The following is a 25,843-nucleotide window of genomic DNA, read 5'->3' as shown; positions in this document are numbered from 1 at the left end:
ACATAAAACAGCTGCAAAAATACATTTTTTTTGTCATACTGTCAGTCAAAAAAATGTGCTTCATGCCTTTCACCTGAAAAGAGTTCCTTATGAAAGGATGAAAGGGAGAATGCGTAAAAACTTTGTAGGGGAGAAAAATTCTCGATCTTTTAGTGAATTTTACTTGAAGTTTTTGGAAAATATGTACAATCTTTTTTGAGATTTTAGTGATGAATATATATCCTGTTTATGATAAATAGATGTTGAAGGAGTAGGGGAAGCTGCAATATATAATAAAAGCCGGTTTTATGCTTGTTTCACTTAGAAACGTTAAGCATAAAGCCGGCTTTTTCGGATTGCAGATTATTTTTATTTTTTCAAAACCTCTTTCATACGGTTTACGACCTCAGGGGTTGGTAAATCTTTTTTCTCTACTATCATAAAAGCAAAGTTATCTGCCAGTACCTCTTCGGGGTTGATGACATAATCTGTGTTTTTACCTATTTTTTCGTATAAGTCTTCAGCTTGTTCGATAGGTATGATTATTGTTTCTCCGTTCTCTTGTATTGGAATGAACTGTTCATTCAGAGGAATAAGTCCGATTTTTATGTAATCAAAAAAATCGCCGTCCTCATATGGACGATCTGTATAGATCATCATTGTATAGTTTTGAGTTCTACCATTTACGGTAAGCGGAGTATAGCTGTCATAACGGCTGATGTCAGGATTGGAAATACGTTTTTCCAGAATATCTGTTGGAAACAATATTTCGTGATCCATAACCGTGAAACCTATTGTCTGATATACTGACTTCTTAAAATTCAAGTCGTGACGGGTCAGAATATGAAACAACTCGTGTGCCAGCAATAATTGCATTTGTGCATCTTGCGTATTGTTCAGAACATTTTCTCCTATAGCAATCCAGTTCTTGCGAGTATAGGCACTTGCTCCTCCTTCTTCCTGCATTGATGTCTTTATTAAAATGATTTCATCAGGAAAACTAAGAGCCAGTTTTTGTTTTTTGATGGATGCAACTATTGCATTGAAGGCATTTGTTGCCTTTTTTTTCTCCGTATCACTCCAGTTCTGTACGCTGCTCATCGCTAGAGTAAGCAATTGTGACTTTCGTCCTTCTTTATTCTGTAAGCGTGAACAAATATCGAACTGATTCCATCCATTGGTGTACTCGTCGATATCTGTAATAAGCATCTGCGCTTCAGCTTTTGTTGCAAAACGGAAAAAAGGATTGTTTGTTGCTTTTTGGGCAAACCCTGCCACCGCAACCATACATAAACAGATTGCGATGATTGTACGTGTTAGTTTCATAATCGTAGCCTTTTTTCTATTTATTCTTTGTCTTTCAGGGCTGTAAAGATAAGTCCTTCCAGCTCTTCTGCCAGTTCAGGGTTGTCCTGAATGCACTGTTTAGCTGCATCCCGTCCCTGTCCCAGTTTGGTTTCATTGTAGCTGTACCACGAACCGCTTTTTTTGATTATACCCAGTTCGGCACCTAAATCAATAATTTCTCCACTTCTGGAAATTCCTTCACCAAACATAATGTCGAATTCCGCTTTTCTGAATGGAGGGGCAACTTTGTTCTTTACGATTTTTACGCGAGTCTGGTTTCCGATAATGTCTTCTCCATCTTTGATAGGTTGACCTTTGCGAATATCCAGACGTACAGATGCATAGAATTTCAGTGCATTACCTCCTGTTGTTGTTTCCGGATTTCCAAACATGACACCGATTTTTTCACGCAGCTGGTTGATGAAAATACATGTTGTATTTGTCTTGCTGATGGCAGATGTCAGTTTGCGCAGAGCTTGTGACATGAGTCGTGCCTGCAATCCTACGCGGTTATCTCCCATATCTCCTTCTATTTCAGCTTTAGGAGTTAATGCGGCAACAGAGTCGATAACGATGATGTCAATAGCAGATGAGCGGATCAACTGCTCAGCTATTTCTAATGCTTGCTCTCCGTTGTCAGGCTGTGAAATCCACAAATTATCGATATCTACACCTAATTTTGCTGCATAAAAACGGTCGAAAGCATGTTCTGCATCAATAAAAGCTGCGATACCACCTGCTTTCTGTGCTTCTGCAATGGCATGGATTGCCAAGGTTGTTTTACCTGATGATTCCGGACCATATATTTCAATGATACGTCCTTTAGGATAACCTCCAACACCCAAAGCTGCATTCAGTGCGATAGAACCAGTAGGAATGACTTCTACTTCTTGTACATGGTTGTCACCCATTTTCATGATAGAGCCTTTTCCGAAGCTTTTTTCTATCTTATCCATTGCAGCCTGAAGTGCTTTCAGTTTTTCGCTGTTATTTGGTTGGGGGCTTTCTACTCCTCCTTCGAATGCTAATTCATCTTTTTTCGCCATATCGGATATTTTTATATTTTCGAAAATACTTGTTTTGATATAGTCAGGAATAAAGAGTTATCCCAAGATCTGCGCAGCATGATCTTTTGTCTTTATTTCCTTCGGAGAGATGATACGTTCTATTATTCCTTCTTCATTAATGATAAAGGTTGTTCGGAATGTACCCATATATTTTCTTCCGTACATGCTTTTCTCTCCCCATACGCCGAATTCCTGAACTAATTTTTGTTCGGTATCTGCAATCAATGTAAACGGAAGTGTATTTTTCTCTATAAATTTTTGATGTGATTTCTGGTCGTTTATACTAACGCCAATAACTTCATATCCAGCTTCGCGAAGTGCTGCATAGTTGTCACGCAAGTTGCATGCCTGTGCCGTACATCCGGAAGTCATGTCTTTGGGATAAAAGTATAAAACAACTTTTTTCCCTTTGTAATCGCTCAGGCGTATTTCTTCACCTTTTTCGTTAAGTCCCAATATTTCAGGGGCTTTATCTCCTACGTTCATAAATAAAGATTGAAAAATGAAGAGCCTGTTTAAATTTCACAATATGTCGTTGGGGGAAATGACAAGCCCCAACAAAATTTAAACAGGCTCTATTGGTATAATGGTATTATAATTCTAAATCGCCATCGAATACTTCATGCCATGGTAAACCATATTTGTTGAGAGCATCCATAAATGGATCTGGATCGAATTCTTCTACATTCCATACTCCCGGACGTTTCCATAAGCCTTTTAAGAACATCATGGCTCCAATCATGGCAGGAACACCTGTTGTGTAGCTTACTCCCTGCATGCCTGTTTCCTGATAAGCAGCCTGGTGTGAGCAGTTATTGTATACATAGTAAGTATGTTCCTTACCGTCTTTCAGACCACGGATACGGCAACCGATAGATGTTTCTCCTTCGTAGTTTTCTCCTAGATCTTGAGGATTAGGTAAAACGGCTTTCAAGAACTGCAAAGGAACAATTTCCATACCGTTATAATTAATAGGCTCAATGCTTGCCATACCGATATTCTGGATTACACGCAAGTGAGTAAGATACTCTTGTCCGAAAGTCATCCAGAAGCGTGCACGTTTGATTGTCGGGAAATTCTTAACCAGCGATTCCAATTCTTCGTGATACAGCAAATATGAATCACGCGGACCAATGTTAGGATAAGTCAGATCTTTATGGAATTCCAGCGGTTTAGTTGTAACCCATTTTCCGTCTTCGTAATAACGTCCGTTCTGAGTGATTTCTCGGATGTTGATTTCCGGATTGAAATTAGTAGCAAATGCTTTGTGGTGATTACCTGCATTGCAGTCTACGATATCCAGATAATGGATTTCGTCAAAATGATGTTTTGCTGCGTATGCTGTGTATACACCACTTACTCCCGGGTCGAATCCGCATCCCAAGATAGCAGTCAGACCAGCTTCTTCGAAACGTTTTTTGTATGCCCATTGCCAGCTGTATTCAAAGTGAGCTTCATCTTTCGGTTCGTAGTTTGCTGTATCCAGATAGTTGACTCCGGCTTTCAGACAAGCTTCCATGATGGTCAGATCCTGATAAGGAAGTGCTACGTTAATAACGATTTCGGGTTTAAAACCATTGAATAAAGCCACCAGTTCGTCTACATTGTCTGCATCTACCTTAGCGGTTTTGATGTTAGGGTTACCGATTGCCTTTACAATCGCGTCACATTTTGACTGGGTGCGGCTAGCAATCATCACCTCACTGAATACTTTGGGATGTTGAGCCACCTTGTGTGCAACAACGGTACCTACACCGCCTGCACCGATAATCAATACTTTACTCATTTATCTTAAATAATAATCTTAAATGCCCGGTAAACGTTACCGTTCAATATGCAAAGATAGAAAATTTTCTCAAACGTCATGCAGTATTCCAATTATATCCGTATTTTTGTATTGTAATATGTACAAATCCATAAACTATTTACTGTTTGTGATTGTTTATGTAGCGTAAATGTAAAATAAGTAACAAATATTTGTTCTAATATAAAATTTGATATGAAGAAGATTTTTTTTGGAGTAGCTGCAGTATGTGCAGGAGCATTAATGATGACAACAGCCGGATGCAGCAGTAGTAAAAACGTGACTAAGATTGATTTGGCTGGAGAGTGGAATATTGTTGCTGTAAATGGCGAAAAGATAAATGTAGACAATATGCCGTACATCGGTCTGGATGTAGACGGAAAACGTATTTATGGGAATGCTGGATGCAACAGAATGATGGGAGGTCTTGAACTGGATTCATTGAAGCCCGGTGTGATACATTTCACTCAAGTGGGTGCTACACGTATGATGTGCCCGGATATGGATGTAGAAACCAAAGTTCTTGGTGTATTGGATAAGGTGAATGGTTATGTTGAAACTCCGGAAGGTATCGCTTTGACTGATGCCGATGGTAAAACACTTATGAATCTGGAAAAACGTCAGCTTCCTGAGTACTCTGTAAATGATTTGGCTGGAGAGTGGATTATTTCTACTGTCAACGGTACAGAACTTGAAAAACAGGAAAATGTTCCTTTCCTTGCATTCAATATTGAAGAAAAACGTGTGCATGGAAATGCTAGCTGCAATGTTGTAAATGGTGGATTCATGCAGGAAGAAGGTAAAGAAAATTCTTTAAAATTCTCTCAGATGATTTCTACCATGATGGCATGTCCGAATATGGATACTGAAAGACTTGTTTTGGAAGCTCTTAATAAAGTAGCTAGTTTTACATTGGATCAAGATAAGTCTAAGTTATCACTGTTAGACGAAAATGGTACAGAAGTTATGTCTTTGACAAAGAATACAGGCGAAGCCTTGTCTAAATAAGTATAATTTAATAGTACGATAAAAGCGATATTGTTTCTTCTTGTCTGGAAGAGGCAATATCGCTTTCTTATTAGATTTCATGGTGATATCAGTTCATGTTATTCAATTCATATTTTAGAGATACCATAAAATAGCCTTTCAGTTGCCGTTCATAATATTCGTAGAATCCGGTAGAAGTGGCACTTCGTGATAAATTTTTTCGCTGACTTAATATATCAGCCCAGTAGACAGATAGCTCTGCCTGTTTTTCTTTTAAGAATTTCCATGAGAGCTTCATATTCCACAGTATCTCATTTTCATCATCTCCTGATATTCCTGTACCATTCCGGAAACGATAATTGGCATCTGTCTTGAAGATAAAGTCCCAGGGCAGATTGATGGAACTATCTAGCCCTAATGTATATATGCGAGTATAGGTATTACGGTTTTGCAGGGAATTTTTTGACTGGTAAAATGTCCATTTCCCGTTTAATTCAATATTTCCCCACGAAGGCAGGTAAGATAATCTCAAATCGCTGTTTAAGCCTGTGGTATGTGTCTTGCTTTGTTGAGGCATTTGGTTGTCATATCCTTCATTTATCAGGCTGACATTTTGGTTGAAATTACCCGCTCCTGTGAGATAAATCCGGAAAAAGTTAAAGCGCTTGTCATAAGAAGCATTGCCTGACAGTCCCCAGTTGCCATTAATGTTGACAGGAAAAGTTTCTCTACCTCCTGTCTCTGTATTATATATTGTAGCACGGGTTACAGAGTTTATTTGCTGATTCCAACTCATTCCCACCATAATCCCTTTACGGAAGTTATTGAACATTGCATATATATAGTTACTATACGAAGCACGAAGGTTCGGGTTACTCCGTGTAATATTCAAAGGTGAACTATAATCGGTAGGCGCAATAAGATCTCTCAGCATGGGTTGTGAAGTTCCTCCATTGTAACTTATCATTGCATAATTGTCACCCTTATGGTATGTGAGGGTCAGATTAGGCTGCCATTCAATCGAATTTATTGTTGTGTCTGCCTGATGCCTGCCTGTATATTCATTGATTGATCGTTTTTGAAAGGTCGTAGTCAGACTGCTTCTTATTCCCCATACTTCTCCGTTATATGTGAACTGTAGTGCCAGATTATGTCCTGAAGTCAAGCTGTTGCTGCGATTGGCAAGACTGTCGATATTCCCCGCTTCATATCCTTCCGGCAAAATACCGATAGGAATATTTTTATCATCCGGCGCTCCCAAGTTGTATGTATTACTGTTCAGATGTTCCTTATTGGCATTGAAACCATAAGATACCTGTAGGCGACTTTCCTTGGTTAAGACTTGTGTGTAAGCCAGATTCAATGTATAGTTTTGCTCTTTTCCCGGTGCATACTGATATTGATTGAGAGATAACACAGAATCTTTTCCTGCTATATCCGACAGACGGAAATAGCGTGTGGATGACAATGTGTAAGTTTTGCTCTTATTCTGGTTTTGTGCCGTGGAAAAGCTAAAACTGATATTATTTCCTTTCTTGTTTAGTCTTCGGGTAATGCTTGTGTTTATATTATAATTGCTATATTGGCTCTGTTCTTTCGACTGTCTTTTACTGTCATTAATGTAAGTAGCCGGATCTATTTCTTCAAATCTGTCGAATGGATTTTGGGTGCTGACTTCCGGATTAGTATCAAATGTTGCTTCCCGGTTGTGGTCATCACTGTTGTTGCGGTTGGAATTGAACCAACCGGAAATGTTGAACATGGTTAGCGAATCAATATCCCATTTAAAATCAACGTTTCCATTGAATCTGTTTCCCTTACTTAATCTGTTTGATTCGGAAATGGCATACTGGTTGCCGGTCGTCATGTATTGTTCACTATAAGAACTTGATTCATTTCCAACCCTATCATTTGAAAAACTGACATTTCCTGAAATTTCAAACTGATCTTTTACTTTCGTGATATTAGCTCCAATCGTATTCGAAATATTTTTATCATATGGTGTAGTATAATGGCGGTTTGTAGACTGCCCGTTTATCATGAAATTATCTCCGGCTTCATTAAAACGCATTATTTTTCCGTTTATATCCCGTCGTTTATGAGTCCCATAACCACCTTCTGCTGATAAAAGTATGGCGTTGTTCACTTCTTTTTTAGTCTGAAGATCGAGCACATAGTTTTTTTCTGCCGATTTCATACCTGTAGCTTCTTCCTGTTTGGTTGGCTTGTCGTACACTTTCAGCTGACTGACAAACTTGACAGGAAGGTTTTCCAAAACGACCTGCTGGTTACCTTTAAAAAAGTCTTTGCCATTTACGGTTATTTCTTTGATGGTATGTCCGTTGTAAGTGATGGTTTTTTCTTTGGGATCGTATGTTAATCCTGGAATGCGTTTAACCAATTCTTGCAAATAGGATCCTTCTGGTGTAGGGTAGGCATCTACATTATATATAGTAGTATCACCCTTCTGTTCCATAGCCTTCAGTGGAGCAACGACTACAATTTCTTTCAGGTGCAGTGCATTTTCTTTTAGCTTGATTGTACCCAGACGCACTGTGTCCGACTGGGATGTGATGGTTTTAAATACCGGACTACATCCTGTATAGGATACTTTGAAAAGATAGCTGTGATTCTTTTTGCGTGAGAACGAACAAGTAAACTTGCCCTGTTCGTCACTTACAGCTCCTGTTACAAACGTAGAGTCAGGTAACTGTATAAGTGCGATATTGGCATAGGGTAGAGCTTCAGTTTGCTGGAGAGCATTACATAAAACAACACGCCCTTTTACCACTTGCTTTTGTGCCAATATCTTGACCGGCATCAACAGTAGTAACACAATGCTTACTATGAACAGGTTCAGTATTTTCATTACAAACACAAAAGTAAGAAAATACTTTTCAATGTCTTATATAAAAAACATAGATATAGGAGTTTTAACTATTAAGCCACATTTTTAATAAAGACACTTTTTCGCGACTGATATATATGGTTTCGCTATAAGGAGGAATTACGCTTACTACGGCTTTGCCATTGAAATGGTTTTGTATACTTTTAATAGCATCTGCCGATAAAATAAACTGTCTGTTGGCGCGGAAGAACATTCTATCATCCAGCTGCTCCTCCAGTTTATTCAGCGGAAAATCGATGACGTGGGTTTTTGCATCTTTCGTTACGGCAAAAGTTATTTTATCTTCTGAGTAAAAATAGGCAATGTCACTTACCTGGACTGTATATAGGTGCTTGGGGCCGGAAATGAGAAAGCGAGTACGAAATTGTTTTTCCTTTTTTTCGGCAAACGACTTAAGTAGTTGCTCTATGTTTGATAAATTATACGTATGTTCCGAGCTTAAAGCGAAAAGGCGTTCAAATTTTAGGATTGCTTCAAGTAGCCTTTCTTCGTGTATCGGTTTTAGCAGATAGTCGATACTGTTTACGGTAAAAGCACGTACAGCATATTCATCGTATGCGGTTGTAAATACAATCATACTTTGTGGCTGTGCCTGTTCGATAAAGGTAAATGATATGCCGTCATTCAGTTGAATATCAAGGAATATAATATCCGGATGAGGATTTTCATTAAACCAGCTTACTGCTCCTTCGATTGTTCCTGGAAGCACCGTTACCTCCCATTCCGGACGTACTTTTTGTATCATCTTGTTCAGCAGTCGAACTGCCGGAAACTCATCTTCTATGATTACGGCTTTTATTTTATTCATATAATAAAGGTACTTTAATGACAAATTTATTTTTGTTGTTTTCTATGATAAGCTCCCTGTTGCATAATAACTTATAGCGTTGGGAGAGATTCATAAGCCCTTTTCCCGATGAGGCAACCCCTTGTTTGAGTTTTATAGGATTGGAAACACTGAGCCAGACCTCTTTGTCACGTACTTCGGTGGTCAGTTTTACTTCCATGGGTTTACTGAGACTTATGATATTGTGTTTGATGACATTTTCTATTAAAAGTTGTAGTGTTAAAGGAGGAATAGGTACATCCCAGTATTTTTCATCTATTGTATTGTTGATATTTAGGCAATCTCCCAGACGGACTTTTTGAAGTAGGATATAAGTATTAAGAAAGTCAAGCTCTTCTCTGAGCGGAATGGTATGCTTGTCCTGGCAGTAAAGAATATACCTGTATGTATCGGCGAGGTTTCGTGTAAATTCTATGGCATTCATCGGATTATATTCTATTTCAGAAATAAGTGTATTCAGACTGTTAAATAAAAAATGCGGATTCAGTTGGTTTTGTAGCGCCATATACCGGGCTTGTGCTGTTTTTTCCTCCAGTTCTTCTGCACGTTTATATAGCTTCACCAGATCTACGTAAAAACGGTTCAGCATGAATTGTCCTACAATGATGAGTTCTATAAACCACACTGTAAGCATGACATACAATCCTTTATCTTTCAGCATAAAAGGATGAGGTGACTCTATGAGCAGTTTGGTAGAAACCAGCAACAGGTAATTGGATATGAAGAGAATGATTGCAGCAGTTATTAATCCGATAGACAGCATGCGATGATTCTTTAAGAAAAACTGATAATACATCATCAGTTTCTCGTTTATGTATTTTACGCTGAGTCCAACCCCGTTAAATAATACAACTACGGCAGAAAAAGCCTGAAAAGTCATCAGCCGGTCTTGATATTGGGAAGGAATATCTGCATAATATACCAATAGAAAATAAGAGAAGCATCCTATTCCGGAGAATAAAAGTACATCCCACAAATACCGCTTTATGTCTTTCAGTCTGTTTTTCATTTCTATCATTCTATTATTGTATGTCTATTTTCCCTGTGGCTCTGTCCAGCCCGCTTTTAGCTATCTGAGCGTTTAGCTTCGACTGAATATAATTGATTTTGGCATCCTGATGATATAATTGTGCATTGATAACTTCAAGGATGGAAATATTACCTTCTTTATATTTGTCCATTGCCATCTTTTCGCTGTCGGCTGCTTTCGACAGGGAACTTTCTGTGAGTCTAACTTTTTCTATAGCTTGCGAGTAGGTATAAAAGGCGGTTTCTATTTCCAGACGAATATTGTCGGCCACCTTATGATGATTCTCGATTGCCATGTTTACACTATATTTCCCTGATTTTTTGGTATGTCTGCGTTTACCCCATTCGAATATAGGTACGCTTAACTTGGCATATACAGCGTAATTAGGATCCAGATCCGATTTGAAATCATATCCCGGTGATGAATAACTTCCATCTATACCAACCGACAGTTTAGGCAAATATTGTGCATTAGCGATTTTCGAAGCTGATCTTTGAATGTCGACTTTATTGGTTGCTATTCGCAGTTCCGGTCTTGATGCCATAGCTGTTTCTACCGTTCCCGGAAAGTGCTGAACTTCTGTCAGTGGTACAACGACGGAGTCTGTTTCCAGCTCTTGGTTGAATGGAATGCCGGAGAAAGAGTTCATAGATAAACGTGCTACTTCTGCGTCATTGCGCGACTGTATCAGCCGGTATTCAGCATCATTCAGTTTAACTTCTGCCATAAGTAAATCGTTACGGTCGGAATATTCTTCTTCTACGCGGTCTTTTACTACCTCAACCAACGTTGCGACCGATTCTTTAAACTCTTTGGTCACTGTCACCATTTCCTGACGTGCGACTTTGTTCCAATAATATACATCAGCATCATATATGATATTGTTTGTCACACGCATCTGCTCATAACGTGACGATTCATTTTCTTTTTTTGCCTTGTCATATCCAGCCTGTAGAGCTCCTCCTGAATAGATAGGCTGGGCTAATGTGAGCGATGCCCCATATTTCGCATTTCGTCCCTGAAAACTAACAGGTTCATTAAGCGAAGGGATAGCTACAGAGAGTTCTGCCGGATTACCGGTATAGTTGAAGTTGGCATTACCAGACAGCGAAGGCAGGAAATCAGCTTTTGCCGATTTCTCTTTTTCCTGTTGTATGGAAGCTGCATATCCTGCTGCCTTTATGTCTTGGTTATATGCTTTCACCTTGGTGCGATATTCTTGCAAAAGTTTGTTGTGTTGTGCCTGAGCTTGTGCAGAAACACACATCAGGCACAATATAATCCATTTATTCATCCTCTTGTAATTTGTAAAGTTAAGAAAAAGTTCCACATAAATTTCGAGAAAACGCAATAGACACTATATTTTGTAAAAAATAGCATATAGAGCCGGAGTCACAAATAATGTAAGTAGTGTGGCAAACGACAAGCCGAATACGATTGTTGCTGCCATGCCACCAAATACGACATCGAATAAAAGTGGGATACTTCCGAAAACAGTTGTCAGTGCAGCCATCAGTACAGGACGTACTCTGGAAACTGTAGCTTCGATGACTGCCGTATATGGCGCGATACCTGCTCTTCGCTGTACGTTTACTTCATCCAGCAATACAATAACATTCTTTATAATCATGCCTAATAATCCGAGCCATCCGGCTATACAGAAGAAACCAAACTGGAATTCTGTGAGCAATAATCCGAATACCATACCGATGAGTGACAACGGTAGAATAAGGAAAATGATAAGTGGCTGCCGGAAATTTCCGAAAAGCATGACGAGAATGATTATCAGCATGATAATGGCCAAAGGAAAATATTTGGTCAATGCTGCCATGGCTTCTTTCTGATCTTTATATTGTGAATCCCAGAAAAAACTATAGCCTTCGGGCAGTTTGATGTTTTCTATTTCTTCCCGTATCTCTGCATGTACTTCTTTCATGGTATGTCCACGTTTCACGTCACATTGGGCAGCCATAGAAAGCTGTCGGTTGTATGTACGCACAAGCGGATATTCCCATGCGATGTTGATGCCATCGGTTACTTGTCCTAACGGAGCAGAGTTAGATCCATTCCATATCTGCAGGTCTTCCAGTTTTTCTGTATCCCATGATGCCTCTTCTTTTGTGCGGAGTAGTACGGGAACCTTTTTGTCATTATCGCGGTAAATACCTATGGCCGTTCCGTGCTAACCGATTTGACAGCATTCATCATATCACTCCGTCCGATATTCAGTCTTCCGGCTTTTACCGGATCGTAGCCCGCTTTTATCATCATAGCCATATTTCCCCACTCGTTGCGTGCATTCAGCACTTTCGGATTCTTACGCATGATACCGATAGCAATGTTTGTCAGAGAATCCAATACAGCCGGATCATCTCCACAGAACCGGGCTTCGATTAAAGTCTGAGGTATGCTGTTGATTTCGAAACTGTTGACTCGTATAAGTGCATCCTGAAATTTTTCAGGAAGCTTGTGGTATAAAATTTCCTGTAATTCGCGTGACTTTTCAGGAGTTTCTGCCTCTATCAGACATTGAGCATAATTAGGTTGCGGACCATAAGCAGCATTTGCCAGATAATATCTTGGAGGAGTTTGCCCGATATAAGTCGAAACCTTCTTTACTCCATCGAATGTTTGCAGGTATTCCGTCAGTTGTGCAGCCTGTTTTTCACTTTCTTCGATACGTGTACCTTCGGTCAACCACATGTCTACGGAAAAGTATTGCTTGTTTAATAGTGGCATAAATTGCTGAGGAATATATCTGAATCCCCATCCGGCCACAGCCAGCAGTACAACCATGCATCCTACCACTGTATATCGTTTCCGTATCGTGAAACTTAGTGCTTTACGGAAAAAGTCGTATATACGTCCGGTAAATAGTTCGTTTTTCAGTTCTTCCGGTCGTGGACGTCTTACAAACTCTTGAACGAAAAATACATTTTGTGTGATGGCAAGTACCCAGCTGAGCAGCAAAGACACCGCTATTACAATAAACAGCGATGAAAGAATCTCGCCTGTGATATGTGGAGAAAGATATACCGGCAAAAAGGTAAGTACTGCTATCAGTGTAGCTCCGAGAAGAGGCATGGCAGTACTTGATACGGCGTTCAGTATGGCAACACGCTTTCTCATTCCACGTTGCATATTAACTAAAGCTGCATCATATACCACAATGGCATTGTCTACCAGCATACCTATTGCAATGATGATGGCTGCAAGCGACATACGTTGCAGGGCAATTCCAGTAGCCTGCATGTAGATCAGCGTTCCGAAAATGGAAAAAATCAGTCCACTACCTATCAGAAATCCGTTTTTGAATCCGATGAAGAACAATAGTACAGCTACTACAGTCAGTACAGAAACAATGAGATTCATTACAAATCCATCGTTAGCTACAGCCGATTCATATCCCTGATCATAAATAATGTCCAGTTCATATCCCTCCGGCATATCAGCTTTCAGTTTATCTATTTGCTGGGATACAAGCTCTGCCATCTCTACTACATTCCCGTCGGATACTGTTGAAATTGCGATACCTACAGCTGGAATATTTCCGATTCTCATCAGGTTTCTTGCCGGACGCGAATAGCTTTCTCTGATTTCTGCAATTTCTCCCAGCCGGAAATATTCACCTTTACGCGAAACGACAGTCAGATTCTCTATTTCTTCCAGACTTGTAAAACTTCCATCGGCTTCAATTCGAAGACGATTGGTAGATGTTTCTATCGCACCTGCATCGACTACCTTGTTTTGTCTTTCAAAGGCTGAGGCTATGTCGGCCATCATTACTCCACTTTGAGAAAGTAGTGAAGGGGTGACCGTTACTTCGATTGTCCGGTTCTGAATACCGAACAGTTCGACTTTAGCCACGTCTTTTACGTCCAACAGTTCATTTTTTATTTTTTTTGCACAGTCTTCCAGTTCGCGATAAGTATGTGTTTCACTGCTTAAGCCGTAGAATACTCCCAAGACATCACCAAAATCATCATTTACAACCGATGGACCTGCACCGGCGGGTAACTTGTTTTGTACATCGTTTACTTTCCGGCGAAGTTTGTCCCAAAGCTGTTGCATATCTTTGGCGCGTATTTCTTTTTTCACATAAACGGTAATTTTAGAAAGCCCTGCCCGGTTTTCCGTCTTCAGATAATAAAGTTCACCCAGCGACTGAATCGATTCTTCCAGTACATCGGTTACTTGTTGTTGTACTTCCATTGGAGAAGCACCCGGATAAGAAGTTGTTACGAGTGCTTGTTTGATTGTGAATGGTGCATCTTCAAGCTTTCCCATATTGTTATATGCGAATATGCCTCCACTCAAAATCAGTATCAGTATCAGCCAGCTTAAGGCTTTGTTCGTCAGGAAAAATTTTACTAATCCTTTCATCAGTATTTCGTTTTAGTCTTGAATGGTTATTTCTTCATTTTCCGAAAGATAAGTCAGCCGTGTTGCGGCAATTCTTTCACCGGCAGAAAGTCCTGACAGAATTTCTATTTTGTCATTCTTTCTTAGCTTGCCTGTTTTTACAGACCTTTTTACAACCCGGTTCTGTTCGTTCACGAGCCAAACGAAAGAACCCGTTTCGTCAGTATGACAAACAGCCGTTTGGGGGATGACCACGCTCTGGTATGAATATGAAGATGAACTAAAGCTAGGGATTAAAAGAGAGCCTGCCATACCACCCAATAAGCTGTTGTCTGCATTGTTGATTATTGCTGTAAATAAATAAGATATGTTGTTGTCGCTTGCGCTTTGTGTGATATAAGTCTTTTCCGATATAAATGTTTTTTCCTGTATAGCATTGAATGTGATAGAGCAGGGGAGGGCAGACTGCTTTCGGACATTTACTGCCATATCTTCCGGAATATAGGCTTCAACCTTGATTTTGGAAAGGTCGATAAATGTTACTACCGGACAGAGGCCTTGATGTCCTGATAACGCTCTATGTTAACTTTTTGGATATATCCATCGAAAGGTGCATACAGTTTGGTATCTTTTAATTCATTGACGGATGTTGTATAGTCTGCTTTGGCTTTTTCGTAGTCAGCCTTGGCTTTTTCGTAACTTGTTCCTGATATACTTCCTTTTTCATATAGATTTGAAATACGTTTGTAGTCAGCCTCCGTTTGTTTATAGATAGCCTCTGCGCGTTGTTTGCGAATCAGAAAGTCACGGTCGTCGATAGCGGCAATTAGCTCTCCTTTACGGAAGAACTGTCCGCTTTGTGTATCGAAAGTATATACCGGACCACCTACTCTGAAAGAAAGTTCTGTAGTCCGGTAAGGTTGTGAAATGAATGAATAGCTGCGCTCGGAAGATGTATCCGACTGTTCGGCACGGATAACTTTTACATTAGGAGCTTGCTGCTCCTTGTTTGAATTGTTGTCGCACGATATGAAACACCCCATACATGCGAGAAATAAAAGTGCTTTTTTCATCTTAATGTTCTTCTGAATGATTATTTAGTAATGCAAAAGTAAGTCAAGGTAAATAAGGCTTCAATATTGTTGTTTCTGAACCGTAGATAGAAGATACTGAACCGTAGAAAAGCAAAACTGAATACTTTTGGGCAGTTTCACCTTATATATAATATATATGAAGGGCTTTATATAGAAGCATTTAGATCTTTACAGAGATTTATCTCGATGTTTTTTTATTTTTTGTACAAATGTTCCACTCTTTTCGTACAAAAATTCCGATGTTTTGTACAAATTTTCTGATTTTTTGTACAAAGATTGAGAAACATTTCAGGATGTTTTTTGAAAACTTCTGCATGAATTCTTTTAAACATGGCATATACTGGAAAATGACTTGTGCCAAATTCTGTCGATTTTAGGTGAGATTATGTAATTTTTGGCGTATGCTTTGTCTGCTTTGTCATAACGGACTGCCAAAATGTCCGTCGGCTATGAGAAAAAAAGAAGTTTTCTTTCTGGCACGCCATTTGTTTTAATTATGGCGTAATGCTTCGGTATTACAGAGTAAACTTGAATAAAAATAAATAAAATAGATACAATTATGGGAAAGATTATTGGTATTGACTTAGGAACAACAAACTCATGTGTTGCAGTATTCGAAGGTAACGAACCGGTGGTAATTGCCAACAGCGAAGGTAAACGTACCACTCCTTCAGTAGTAGGTTTCGTTGATGGTGGCGAACGTAAGGTTGGTGATCCGGCTAAACGTCAGGCTATTACAAACCCGAAACGTACAGTATATTCTATCAAGCGTTTCATGGGTGAAACTTACGATCAGGTTCAGAAAGAAATTTCACGAGTACCTTATTCAGTAGTAAAAGGTGACAACAATACTCCGCGTGTAGATATCGACGGACGTTTATATACTCCACAGGAAATCTCAGCAATGATTCTTCAGAAAATGAAAAAGACTGCTGAAGATTATCTGGGACAGGAAGTAACAGAAGCTGTTATCACAGTTCCGGCATACTTCTCAGATTCACAGCGTCAGGCTACTAAAGAAGCTGGTCAGATTGCAGGTTTGGAAGTAAAACGTATCGTAAACGAACCGACAGCAGCAGCACTTGCATATGGTGTTGACAAATCAAATAAGGATATGAAAGTTGCAGTGTTCGACCTTGGTGGTGGTACATTCGATATCTCAATCCTTGAATTTGGTGGTGGTGTATTCGAAGTATTGTCAACTAACGGTGATACTCACCTGGGTGGTGATGACTTCGACCAGGTTATCATCGACTGGTTGGTACAGGAATTCAAGAACGATGAAGGTGCAGATCTGACAACTGATCCGATGGCTATGCAGCGTTTGAAAGAAGCAGCTGAAAAAGCTAAGATTGAATTGTCTTCTTCTACATCAACAGAAATAAACTTGCCGTATATCATGCCGGTAGCTGGTGTTCCTAAACACTTGGTTAAGACATTGACTCGTGCTAAATTCGAAGCTTTGGCTCACAACTTGATTCAGGCTTGTCTTGAACCTTGTAAGAAAGCAATGAGCGATGCTGGTTTGAGCAACTCAGATATCGATGAAGTTATCTTGGTTGGTGGTTCATCTCGTATACCTGCCGTTCAGAAACTGGTAGAAGACTTCTTCGGAAAAGTTCCTTCTAAGGGTGTTAACCCAGACGAAGTAGTTGCAGTAGGTGCAGCTGTTCAGGGTGCCGTTTTGACAGACGAAATCAAGGGTGTAGTTCTGTTGGATGTAACTCCGCTGTCAATGGGTATCGAAACAATGGGTGGTGTGATGACAAAACTTATCGATGCTAACACTACTATCCCTTGCAAGAAGAGTGAAGTATTCTCTACAGCAGCCGACAATCAGACAGAAGTAACAATCCACGTACTTCAGGGTGAACGTCCTATGGCAGCACAGAACAAATCAATCGGTCAGTTCAACCTGACAGGTATTGCTCCTGCTCGTCGTGGTGTTCCTCAGATTGAAGTAACCTTCGATATCGATGCAAACGGTATCTTGAAAGTTTCTGCTAAGGATAAAGCAACAGGTAAGGAACAGGCTATTCGTATCGAAGCTTCATCTGGCTTGAGCAAGGAAGAAATTGAACGTATGAAAGCTGAAGCTGAAGCAAACGCAGAAGCAGATAAGAAAGAAAAAGAACGTATCGATAAATTGAACCAGGCAGATAGCTTGATCTTCACAACTGAAAATCAGTTGAAGGATCTTGGTGATAAGCTTCCAGCTGACAAGAAAGCTCCTATCGAAGCTGCTCTTCAGAAACTGAAAGATGCTCACAAAGCACAGGATTTGGCTGGTATCGATGCTGCAAGTGCTGAACTTCAGACTGCATTCCAGGCTGCAAGTGCTGAAATGTATGCTCAGACAGGTGCACAAGGCGGTGCTCAGGCTGGTCCTAATGCAGGTCAGGCAAATACTCAGAATGACGGAAAGAATGATAATGTCCAGGATGCTGATTTTGAGGAAGTCAAGTAAGTTGCGATAAACAACGATAACTAAAAATAGGAATGCAGGGTGTAACTCAATGAGTTATGCCCTATTTCTTTTTATATCACTTTTCCTTGACTTTGCTTGTTATTCGGATTTTTATTATATATTTGTACCATAATTGTACCGACACTTAAAAGTAGATAATGTGACACCTATAAAAACAGCGGTATTGAGAATGAAGAATATAAGTAAAATGTAGGTTATGCCAGCAGCAAAATTTGAAATAACACGTCAATGCAAGGTTTGTGGAGAAACCTTTGTAGCTAAAACCATTGAATCGTGGTATTGCACTCCCAAATGTTCCAAGATTGCGTGGAAAAGGCGTAAGGATGAAGAACAGAGATTGCAAAGGTTGGACGAAGTGGTTAAGAAGATACCCAAGTCCAAAGAGTATATCACAGTTCCTGAAGCATACGCTTTGTTTGGCATAAGCAAGGAAACTCTTTATCGTTTAATTCGTAAGGGTACAATCCCAAGTGTGAATGCCGGAGAAAGGCAGACTTTACTATCAAAAGAAGAATTGATGAAACTCTATCCTTTCCGAAAGAAAACTCTCACAAAGCCAAAGCCTATTGCCAAGCTGTATAGTCTGGAGCCAAAGGACTGTTATACTATTGGCGAAATCACAGAAAAGTTTCTTGTGAATGAAAGCACTGTTTACCTTCATATACGCAAGTATTCCATTCCTACCAGACAGATAGGTAACTTTGTTTATGTACCAAAGAAAGAAATTGATAATCTATATAAAGGTGTGAAGCGATGAAGAAAGCATTAGTACATGAGTATCGATTAAATATCTCAACTAAGTAATTGCACAACGATAGAAATTCGCATAAATGCATACAACGTAGTACTTTAATTGAGATTTTTATCAAATAAATGTTTTTAATGAATATGGAAAAGAAAGACATATTTCAAGATATTCAAAACATACGAAGTTCCAATCCTGTAATTGTATTGGGAAGTGGAGCATCTGTTTCCTATGGCATACCAGGAATGGGTGTTTTAGCAAATGAGTTAAAAAACTTCTTTAAATCAAATCCATATTATGATACAGCTACTAATGATGTCGTTAGTGATTTCATAAAGCTTTTAGATTCAGGTGTAGGTTTGGAAGCTGCATTGCTGGATGTTAAGGTTCCTGAAATTGTTGAAGCAGATATAGTAAATATTGTCTGGAAGGTTATTATTGAATCCGATGCAAAAGTCTATGAAAGGTTTATAAGGTAACCATTCTATTTTCCGCCTTGACACGCATGTTCCCTAAACCTACCTTTGCGCCGTAACCCTTAAACAACAATGATTATGGCAAAAGAAAAAGTAAACTACCAGGAGGTATATGACCTCTATCAGTTATGCAGTGAGACCAAGGATCTTCGTGAGTTCTGTGCGGATTATGGAGTAAATTACGACAAGTTCATGAACTGGCAGCGTCATCAGCTATGGAGCGAAAAGTTAGGCAAGACAGTTCAGGTTGAGCAACCCAAGGTTGCCAAAGTCCGGATAACCGGCAAGCCTTGCAACAGTCCAACCGTAAAGTTGGAGGTGAAACAACCTGAAGGTGAATCTCCTATAAGATGGGTTAAGCTGCAATTGACATCAGGTGCCACACTGTTCCTGAGAAACACCACAGTTCTTGACTTGAGCCTGTTGCTTAATAAAATGATAGGATGATATGCTTGGACTGAGTGCTAACCTGAACTATTACCTGTTTAACGGTAATGTGGATTTGCGGAAAGGAATCTTCCGCCTGTGTGAGAGTATAAGGGAAGAGATGTCACTTGACCCGAGCGATGCATCCAATGTATATATGTTCATGTCCAGGAACCGGAAGGTCGTTAAGATACTTCATTATGAACGCGGATTTTATGTGCTTTACGAGAAACGTCCTGTCATGGGAAAGTTCAAGAAACCTGTGTTTGATGAAGTTTCCAAATGCTACCGGATACAATGGTCGGACATGGCCTATCTTACTGAAAGTATAGTAGTTGACAAGATGTACGTCAGTCCGAAAGATTAATATTAATACATTGATTATCAACAAAATGATACAAAATAAACGATAAAGAGTTTGCGTAACTGCCTGATTTTTCGTACCTTTATATCATGATTGATGAAAGGGCATACGAGTTACTTTGCTGCCAGCTGGGTCTGGCGAATGAGGAAAAGGCAGGGCTTCGCAAACAAGTAAACGAACTGATTGCGAGGCTTAAGGCTATTGAAGAATCAAACAAAGAGAACTCCAAGGCTCTGGTTGATACAATCAATGACCTCAAAGAATCCCTCGAAAAGCAATCGAGTACGGTTGAACATTACAGGAAAGAGATGGAACTTATGAGAAAGCAGCTTGAGGCAAAAGACGAGGTGAACATGATGCTGGCAAATGAGATATCCAATCTCAGGCTTCAGCTTGAGGGCAGCAGGAAACACCGTTTCGGCCGTACCTCAGAGCAAAGAAGGCTGCTGAACAACCGTAACATCGACAAGTCTGCAATGGAGAAGTCCGAGTACGACGGTTCTGGCAAGAATGGTGATGATGATAATAAGACCGATGGTAACGGTACCGGCAGCAATACCTCTTCCGGTAACGTACCTGCACAGAACTGCAGGCCTTCAAGGAAAAAGGAAACTGCTCCCCGTGCAGCAAAGACCAGGCTGAAGGTGGATAAGGTAATTGTTCATGAAATAGAAGACTATTACCAACTCCCGGATGGTGCAAGGCTTATGAAGCGTAACGGAATGGCTGATGTGTGGGAATACAGGTTTATAGAACATGTGCGTGCTCATAACGTGGAGCATGTGTACAAGGTGGCAAGGGTAAAGCTTGCAGACGGCACTTTCACTAACACGATGGAGCATCCCTTGAAAAACCTTGGAGGAATCTTTTCCCCTGATTTGCTTGCCCGTCTGCTTTGTCTGAAATATGACTTCAGTATGCCTGAGAACAGACAGATAAGACTGCTTGCAAGAGAAGGCATCCACATAAGCAACACCACGCTGAACAGCTATATCCATAACGGAATCTCCAGACTTAGGGAGTTTATGGAAGATGTCTTCAAGGAGTTTGTACAACAGGCAAAATACCTTATGGTTGACGAGACGACCGAGCTTGTCGGAGTTGAAACACCGGAAGGCAAGGCTTACAGGAGAAAGTATTTATGGGCTTTTTTTGCAAAGCATGTCAAGTTGGTTTACTATCATTACAATAACGGCAGCAGAGCCTCTGATGTAGCAAAGACCTTCCTTGAACATTTTATGGGATCTGTATCTACAGACGGATATACGGTTTACAGGATGTTCGACGGAGAAGACTCAAAGGTGCTTCATATAGGCTGCTGGACACACTGCAGGAGGCTGTGGGTCGATGCCTTGCCATCAGACAGAACTGCGATGGATATAATAGACCCTATCGGTGATATGTTCAGAAATGAAGACTTGTTCCGCACAATGAAACTCAGCGGTGAGCAGATTAAGGAAAAAAGACTTAAGCTTACGAGACCTATTCTTGAACGTATCCATCATAAGGTGGTCATGATGATGCAGGATACCAAACTCATGGCAAACGAACTGATGAGAAAGGCTGTGAACTATACGATAAACCAGTGGAAATCCCTGAAAAATATCCTCAAGGACGGTTCTGCGGAAATATCGAACAACCTCTGTGAGCAAAGGATGAAACCTGTAAAGCTGCTGCTCAAGAACTGTATGAACATAGGCAGTGAGGATGCAGCAGGAAACTCGGCATTCATCTTTTCTCTGATAGAAAGCTGCAAGCTTAATGATATAGCCCCTCAGGATTACCTGAAGCACTTGTTTGAATGTATTCTTCATGGTAAGGACTGCGACAAGAAGGTCCTTCTGCCATGTTTTTATAAATCGGAATGTTAAAACTAAACTATTTTCTTGCGGACATTTTTATTTTATCGGCTGAAAAACAGCCGATAAAATTGTCGTGGCGGAAAATAGAATGGTTACGTTTATAAGTGGAGAAGATATTAATCTAAGACAACTATTTGATTATATTATATATGGAGATCCGAATAAAACGCTAAATGTAATCTCAACCAATTATGATAGGATTGCCGAGTATGCAGCTTGTCAAACTGACGCTTACATTAATATAGGTTTTACTCACGGACTGATGGGAAAGTTAAAAGATAATATTATGCTAAATCCTAAAAAGCCGGAGGCTGATTATACTGGATTTATTAATATCTTGAAAGTTCACGGTTCCCTAGACTGGTATAGGAGAGATGGAATCATTTGCAATATCCCCAATTCTGTCAATATTCCATTAGGGTTTACACCATGTATCGTAACTCCAGGAACTAATAAATACGAACGTACTCAAGAGGAACCACATAGACAACTTTTATCAGCTGTGGACAAAATCTTTGAAAGTGCCCAAAACTATGTTTGTATTGGTTATGGTTTTAATGACAAACATGTTCAAGAAATGTTGCTTAAATATGCCAAAAAGAGAAAGGCAAAAATACTGATTGTTACCAAAGAAATTACAAATTCAATAAAAGAAAATGTAATAGATAAAGGATATGATTATATCGCTATTTGTAGTGATGGTGCTAAGGGTACTGTTTTTCATACAAATAGTGATTCTATAATTGTTGATGACAAAATATATTGGACTATAGAAGGATTAATGGAAATATAAAAAATGGAAAGTATAGTATTAAGATATGATAAAGGTGAGTCAATAGGCTCAATAAATAGTGTAGACACAGGTATGGCAACAGCCATTATAGATTCTGACGATGTTCTGTCCCAGTTACAAATTAATCAACTTATAGCTATTCAAAGTCCGAAATCTGGTCGTTACATTATAGCAATGATAGTAAAAATCTATCGCAAGGCTACTGATATGACTTTGAATGATGACGAGGATGAAGAAGATACTTCTTCGGCATTTAACCAAGTTAGGTTAGTTTTTGTGGGTGAATTTATGGACAAAGCTGGAGAGCAAAGTAACGTGTTCAGAAGAAACGTTAGTGCAGTTCCATCTATAAGTGCCTTATGTTATAAGATTGAAGGAACACGTCTCACAGACCTCATGCAAACAATATCCAACAAATTAGCGACTTCCATCAGTCCTCTTGCAATAGGGAAATATACAATGGATGAAAGTTCTATAGCATATATGGATGGAGATAAACTATTTCAACGACATGCTGCTATTGTGGGTTCTACAGGGAGTGGTAAATCTTTTTGTGTTGCATGTATTGTTGAACAAATGGCTAAATTAAAACATTCTAATGCAATTTTGTTTGATATCCACGGAGAATACTCCTCTACTGATTTCAAAATAGATGGCATCAAACAATATAAAATTGCAACACCAGGAGATTTGGCTACCTCTGAAAAACTCAACAACAATATACTTATGGTACCCTATTGGCTCTTAAATTATGAGGAAATGCAGGCATTGTTATTAGATCGTAGTGACCAAAATGCACCAAATCAAGCAATGATATTCTCTCGTGAAGTTCTTGCCGAAAAAGAAAAAGGTGTAGAAGGAACAATATATGAACATCTGATTACTGTTGATAGTCCCGTAGCTTACGACTTGCAAACAGTGTTAACTCGGCTAAAGTCCAAAGACGAAGAAATGGTACCTGGTGCAAGAGCCGGTTCTGAAAAGCTAGGCCCATACAATGGGAAGTTAACACGGTTCAATCAAAGACTGGAGAATAAACTTTCAGATAAGAGAATGGGATTTATGTTCAGTTTACAAACAGAAGAAAAATCGCAAAATTGGCTCAAAGATTTCGCCAGAGTTCTGATGAAGGCTGATGGTGGGGTCAAGGTTATAGATATGTCAGAAGTACCATCAGATGTACTTCCTTTAGTAATTGGTCTATTGGCAAGAATTGTATTTACTGTTCAACAATGGAGTTCAATGGAACATCGTCATCCAATAGCACTATTATGTGATGAAGCACACTTATATGTTCAGCAATCTATTTCACAAGATGCTGTTGCAGAAATAGGTTTGAAAAGTTTTGAACGAATAGCGAAGGAAGGACGAAAATATGGAGTTGGTCTTGTGATAATCAGTCAAAGACCTTCAGAAGTAAATCGTACAGTACTAAGCCAATGTAATAATTTTATTAGTCTTCGACTTACAAATGTGGATGATCAAAATGTGATTAAACGACTACTACCAGATAATCTTGGTAATATTGCCGACAATCTTTCTTTGCTTGACATCGCAGAAGCAATTATTGTTGGTGATGCTACATTATTACCGTCTAGAGTAAAAATAAATGAACCTTCAATCAAACCATCAAGTCAAACAGTTCCTTTCTGGAGTATTTGGGGGAAAGATAATTCTGATCAAGATTTGTCAGAAGCTATATGCAATATGATTAAACAATCTAAGTGAAAGTAATTACTATGTCAAGGATATGAAGCGATGAAGAAAGCATTAGTTAATACACGTGTGTCGGTAAAGCTCCGCAAGTCTGAATATCGTGATGAATGGTATCTTTATGTGGAATCTTATCCTGTATTCCAATCTGGAAAACATACGCCACAAAGAGTGCGTGAATATCTCAATCGTACCATTACAACACCTATTTGGGATAAATCACGCAATGCAAGGACTAATGCCGAAGGCAAAACTACTTATAAGCCGAAGCGAGATTTAAACGGTGTTATTCAATGCAAGTCGCAAATAGACCAAGAATCATGTATCTATGCCGATAAAGTCAGAAGCCTAAGACAAAAGGAATACGACAATGCAGCTTTATATGCCGATACCGATGCAGAACAGGCGGAGCAGTTGGAACGCTCCCGAAGTAATTTTATTGAGTACTTCGACCATGTGCAACGAACAAGACATGCCCATAGTTCCGATTCTATTATTGTCAATTGGAGGCGAGTACATGAGTTACTGAAGATATTTGCAAAAAGTGATACCATTCTCTTTTCGCAGATAGACTTAAAGCTGGTTGAATCGTTCCGTCAATTCATAATGAACGCACCGCAAGGTGGTACTAAACGAGGTACAATTTCTCAAAATACAGCATCAACATACTTCTCAATTTTCAAGGCAGGATTGAAACAAGCCTTTATAGATGGCTATCTGACTATTGATATTGCAGCGAAAGTCAAAGGCATTCAGGAAAGGGAGAGTCGCAGAGAATACCTGACAATAGAAGAGTTGAACCGACTGGCACAAACTCCGTGTGACCCATTATTGAAACGAGCCGCACTCTTTTCAGCATTAACAGGAATCCGACATTGCGACATTCAGAAATTGAAATGGTCGGAGGTGGAACAATTCAATGGTGGTTATCGGCTGAACTTTACGCAACAAAAGACAAAAGGTGTTGAGTATATGCCAATTTCAGAGCAAGCATATAATCTTTGCGGAGAGCAAAAAGAAGGAGAATTATTAGTGTTTGCCGGATTACCTGACCCATCATGGATAAATCGCCCTGTTAAAAAATGGGTTGAAGCTGCCGGAATTACCAAGCACATTACCTTCCATTGCTTTAGGCACAGCTACGCTACCCTTCAACTGGCTGGAGGAACGGACATTTATACCGTTAGCAAAATGTTGGGGCATACCAATGTACGAACCACTCAAGTGTATGCCAAGGTTGTAGATGAGAAAAAGGAGAAAGCAACAGAAACTATCAAATTAGCTTTATCACAAACGGAATAAAAGTGTTGTCCCACTTGATAGGCATAGCCATCTGCGTAGATTCTGCGTGGGTGGCTTTTTGTTTTTACCTATGAGCTGTTATTATGACCACCTAATGATTTCCTTATGATTGGGTACATTACCATAAAAAACTACTACTGACGTTTTTCATCATTTGCATTGATAATCAATACATATTCCTTATGGTATTTCTGTTTCGCTGCTGTTTCTTTATGTGACACAGTCCATCATAAAATCAGTATGCTAAAT

Annotated in this window: 20 protein-coding genes and 1 pseudogene; 10 read left to right on the top strand and 11 right to left on the bottom strand. The window is 39.5% G+C overall.

The features are described from left to right. Positions 1-348: 348 nt before the first annotated feature. The 4 genes from ACDG22_RS14400 to ACDG22_RS14385 form a co-directional block, all read right to left on the bottom strand. On the bottom strand, positions 349-1,305 hold the full coding sequence (locus tag ACDG22_RS14400) for a hypothetical protein (RefSeq protein WP_270212850.1): 957 nt from the start codon (positions 1,303-1,305) through the stop codon (positions 349-351). Between the two features lie 20 nt (positions 1,306-1,325). Then, positions 1,326-2,372 carry a recombinase RecA gene (gene recA / locus ACDG22_RS14395; RefSeq protein WP_007570824.1) on the bottom strand — a complete coding sequence of 349 codons (1,047 nt, stop codon included), beginning with the start codon at positions 2,370-2,372 and terminating at the stop codon, positions 1,326-1,328. A gap of 57 nt (positions 2,373-2,429) precedes the next feature. After that, positions 2,430-2,879: a thioredoxin-dependent thiol peroxidase gene (bcp, locus tag ACDG22_RS14390; RefSeq protein ID WP_007570822.1), complete on the bottom strand. Its 450-nt coding sequence runs from the start codon at positions 2,877-2,879 to the stop codon at positions 2,430-2,432. 106 nt (positions 2,880-2,985) lie between these two features. Next, the gene (locus ACDG22_RS14385) at positions 2,986-4,179 is read right to left on the bottom strand and encodes a saccharopine dehydrogenase family protein (RefSeq protein ID WP_370858941.1); all 1,194 of its coding nucleotides are present in this window, start codon (positions 4,177-4,179) and stop codon (positions 2,986-2,988) included. A 213-nt stretch (positions 4,180-4,392) separates the two neighbouring features. Between ACDG22_RS14385 and ACDG22_RS14380 the strand changes: the two genes are divergently transcribed. Then, complete coding sequence (locus ACDG22_RS14380) at positions 4,393-5,205, top strand: META domain-containing protein (RefSeq protein ID WP_007570818.1); 813 nt, start codon at positions 4,393-4,395, stop codon at positions 5,203-5,205. Positions 5,206-5,293: 88 nt separating this feature from the next. On the opposite strand, the gene ACDG22_RS14375 is transcribed toward ACDG22_RS14380, so the two are convergent. The 7 genes and pseudogenes from ACDG22_RS14375 to ACDG22_RS14345 all read right to left on the bottom strand — a co-directional run bounded on the left by ACDG22_RS14375 (position 5,294) and on the right by ACDG22_RS14345 (position 15,404). Then, entirely contained in the window at positions 5,294-8,053 is a 2,760-nt protein-coding gene (locus ACDG22_RS14375; protein WP_278410708.1) for an outer membrane beta-barrel protein, read from the bottom strand. Between the two features lie 64 nt (positions 8,054-8,117). Beyond that, on the bottom strand, positions 8,118-8,900 hold the full coding sequence (locus ACDG22_RS14370; RefSeq protein ID WP_022126042.1) for a LytR/AlgR family response regulator transcription factor: 783 nt from the start codon (positions 8,898-8,900) through the stop codon (positions 8,118-8,120). Next, positions 8,893-9,957 carry a sensor histidine kinase gene (locus tag ACDG22_RS14365; protein ID WP_022126043.1) on the bottom strand — a complete coding sequence of 355 codons (1,065 nt, stop codon included), beginning with the start codon at positions 9,955-9,957 and terminating at the stop codon, positions 8,893-8,895. The genes ACDG22_RS14370 and ACDG22_RS14365 overlap by 8 nt, the downstream gene beginning before the upstream one ends. Before the next feature lie 4 nt (positions 9,958-9,961). Beyond that, on the bottom strand, positions 9,962-11,263 hold the full coding sequence (locus ACDG22_RS14360; protein WP_022126044.1) for a TolC family protein: 1,302 nt from the start codon (positions 11,261-11,263) through the stop codon (positions 9,962-9,964). 63 nt (positions 11,264-11,326) lie between these two features. Continuing rightward, a pseudogene (locus ACDG22_RS14355) lies at positions 11,327-14,352 on the bottom strand (efflux RND transporter permease subunit). A gap of 12 nt (positions 14,353-14,364) precedes the next feature. Continuing rightward, positions 14,365-14,820 carry an efflux RND transporter periplasmic adaptor subunit gene (locus ACDG22_RS14350; RefSeq protein ID WP_007571759.1) on the bottom strand — a complete coding sequence of 152 codons (456 nt, stop codon included), beginning with the start codon at positions 14,818-14,820 and terminating at the stop codon, positions 14,365-14,367. 53 nt (positions 14,821-14,873) lie between these two features. Beyond that, positions 14,874-15,404, bottom strand: coding sequence for an efflux RND transporter periplasmic adaptor subunit (locus tag ACDG22_RS14345; protein WP_007571758.1), 531 nt, complete (start codon positions 15,402-15,404; stop codon positions 14,874-14,876). A 580-nt stretch (positions 15,405-15,984) separates the two neighbouring features. Between ACDG22_RS14345 and dnaK the strand changes: the two genes are divergently transcribed. The 9 genes from dnaK (at position 15,985) to ACDG22_RS14300 (ending at position 25,594) form a co-directional block, all read left to right on the top strand. After that, the gene (gene dnaK / locus ACDG22_RS14340) at positions 15,985-17,892 is read left to right on the top strand and encodes a molecular chaperone DnaK (protein ID WP_007571756.1); all 1,908 of its coding nucleotides are present in this window, start codon (positions 15,985-15,987) and stop codon (positions 17,890-17,892) included. Between the two features lie 217 nt (positions 17,893-18,109). Then, a complete protein-coding gene (locus ACDG22_RS14335; RefSeq protein ID WP_270230964.1) occupies positions 18,110-18,670 on the top strand; it encodes a helix-turn-helix domain-containing protein in 561 nt (186 codons plus the stop codon). Positions 18,671-18,801: 131 nt separating this feature from the next. Beyond that, complete coding sequence (locus ACDG22_RS14330; protein ID WP_270230965.1) at positions 18,802-19,137, top strand: hypothetical protein; 336 nt, start codon at positions 18,802-18,804, stop codon at positions 19,135-19,137. A gap of 75 nt (positions 19,138-19,212) precedes the next feature. Beyond that, positions 19,213-19,581, top strand: a complete 369-nt coding sequence (locus ACDG22_RS14325) for a hypothetical protein (RefSeq protein WP_227994625.1) — start codon at positions 19,213-19,215, stop codon at positions 19,579-19,581. A gap of 1 nt (position 19,582) precedes the next feature. Continuing rightward, positions 19,583-19,927 (top strand): IS66 family insertion sequence element accessory protein TnpB, encoded by a 345-nt coding sequence (gene tnpB, locus ACDG22_RS14320; RefSeq protein ID WP_009131421.1) that lies wholly within the window; start codon positions 19,583-19,585, stop codon positions 19,925-19,927. Positions 19,928-20,013: 86 nt separating this feature from the next. Beyond that, positions 20,014-21,795, top strand: coding sequence for an IS66 family transposase (tnpC, locus tag ACDG22_RS14315; protein WP_370858843.1), 1,782 nt, complete (start codon positions 20,014-20,016; stop codon positions 21,793-21,795). Between the two features lie 64 nt (positions 21,796-21,859). After that, a complete protein-coding gene (locus tag ACDG22_RS14310; RefSeq protein WP_270230786.1) occupies positions 21,860-22,579 on the top strand; it encodes an SIR2 family protein in 720 nt (239 codons plus the stop codon). A 3-nt stretch (positions 22,580-22,582) separates the two neighbouring features. Next, positions 22,583-24,307 (top strand): ATP-binding protein, encoded by a 1,725-nt coding sequence (locus ACDG22_RS14305; RefSeq protein ID WP_007571753.1) that lies wholly within the window; start codon positions 22,583-22,585, stop codon positions 24,305-24,307. 30 nt (positions 24,308-24,337) lie between these two features. Continuing rightward, positions 24,338-25,594, top strand: coding sequence for a site-specific integrase (locus tag ACDG22_RS14300; RefSeq protein WP_007571752.1), 1,257 nt, complete (start codon positions 24,338-24,340; stop codon positions 25,592-25,594). Positions 25,595-25,843 lie beyond the last annotated feature (249 nt).

This window comes from Phocaeicola coprocola (assembly GCF_041333015.1).
In the GTDB taxonomy this organism is placed as follows: Bacteria; Bacteroidota; Bacteroidia; order Bacteroidales; family Bacteroidaceae; genus Phocaeicola; species Phocaeicola coprocola.
This window is presented reverse-complemented; position numbering and strand designations above follow the sequence as displayed.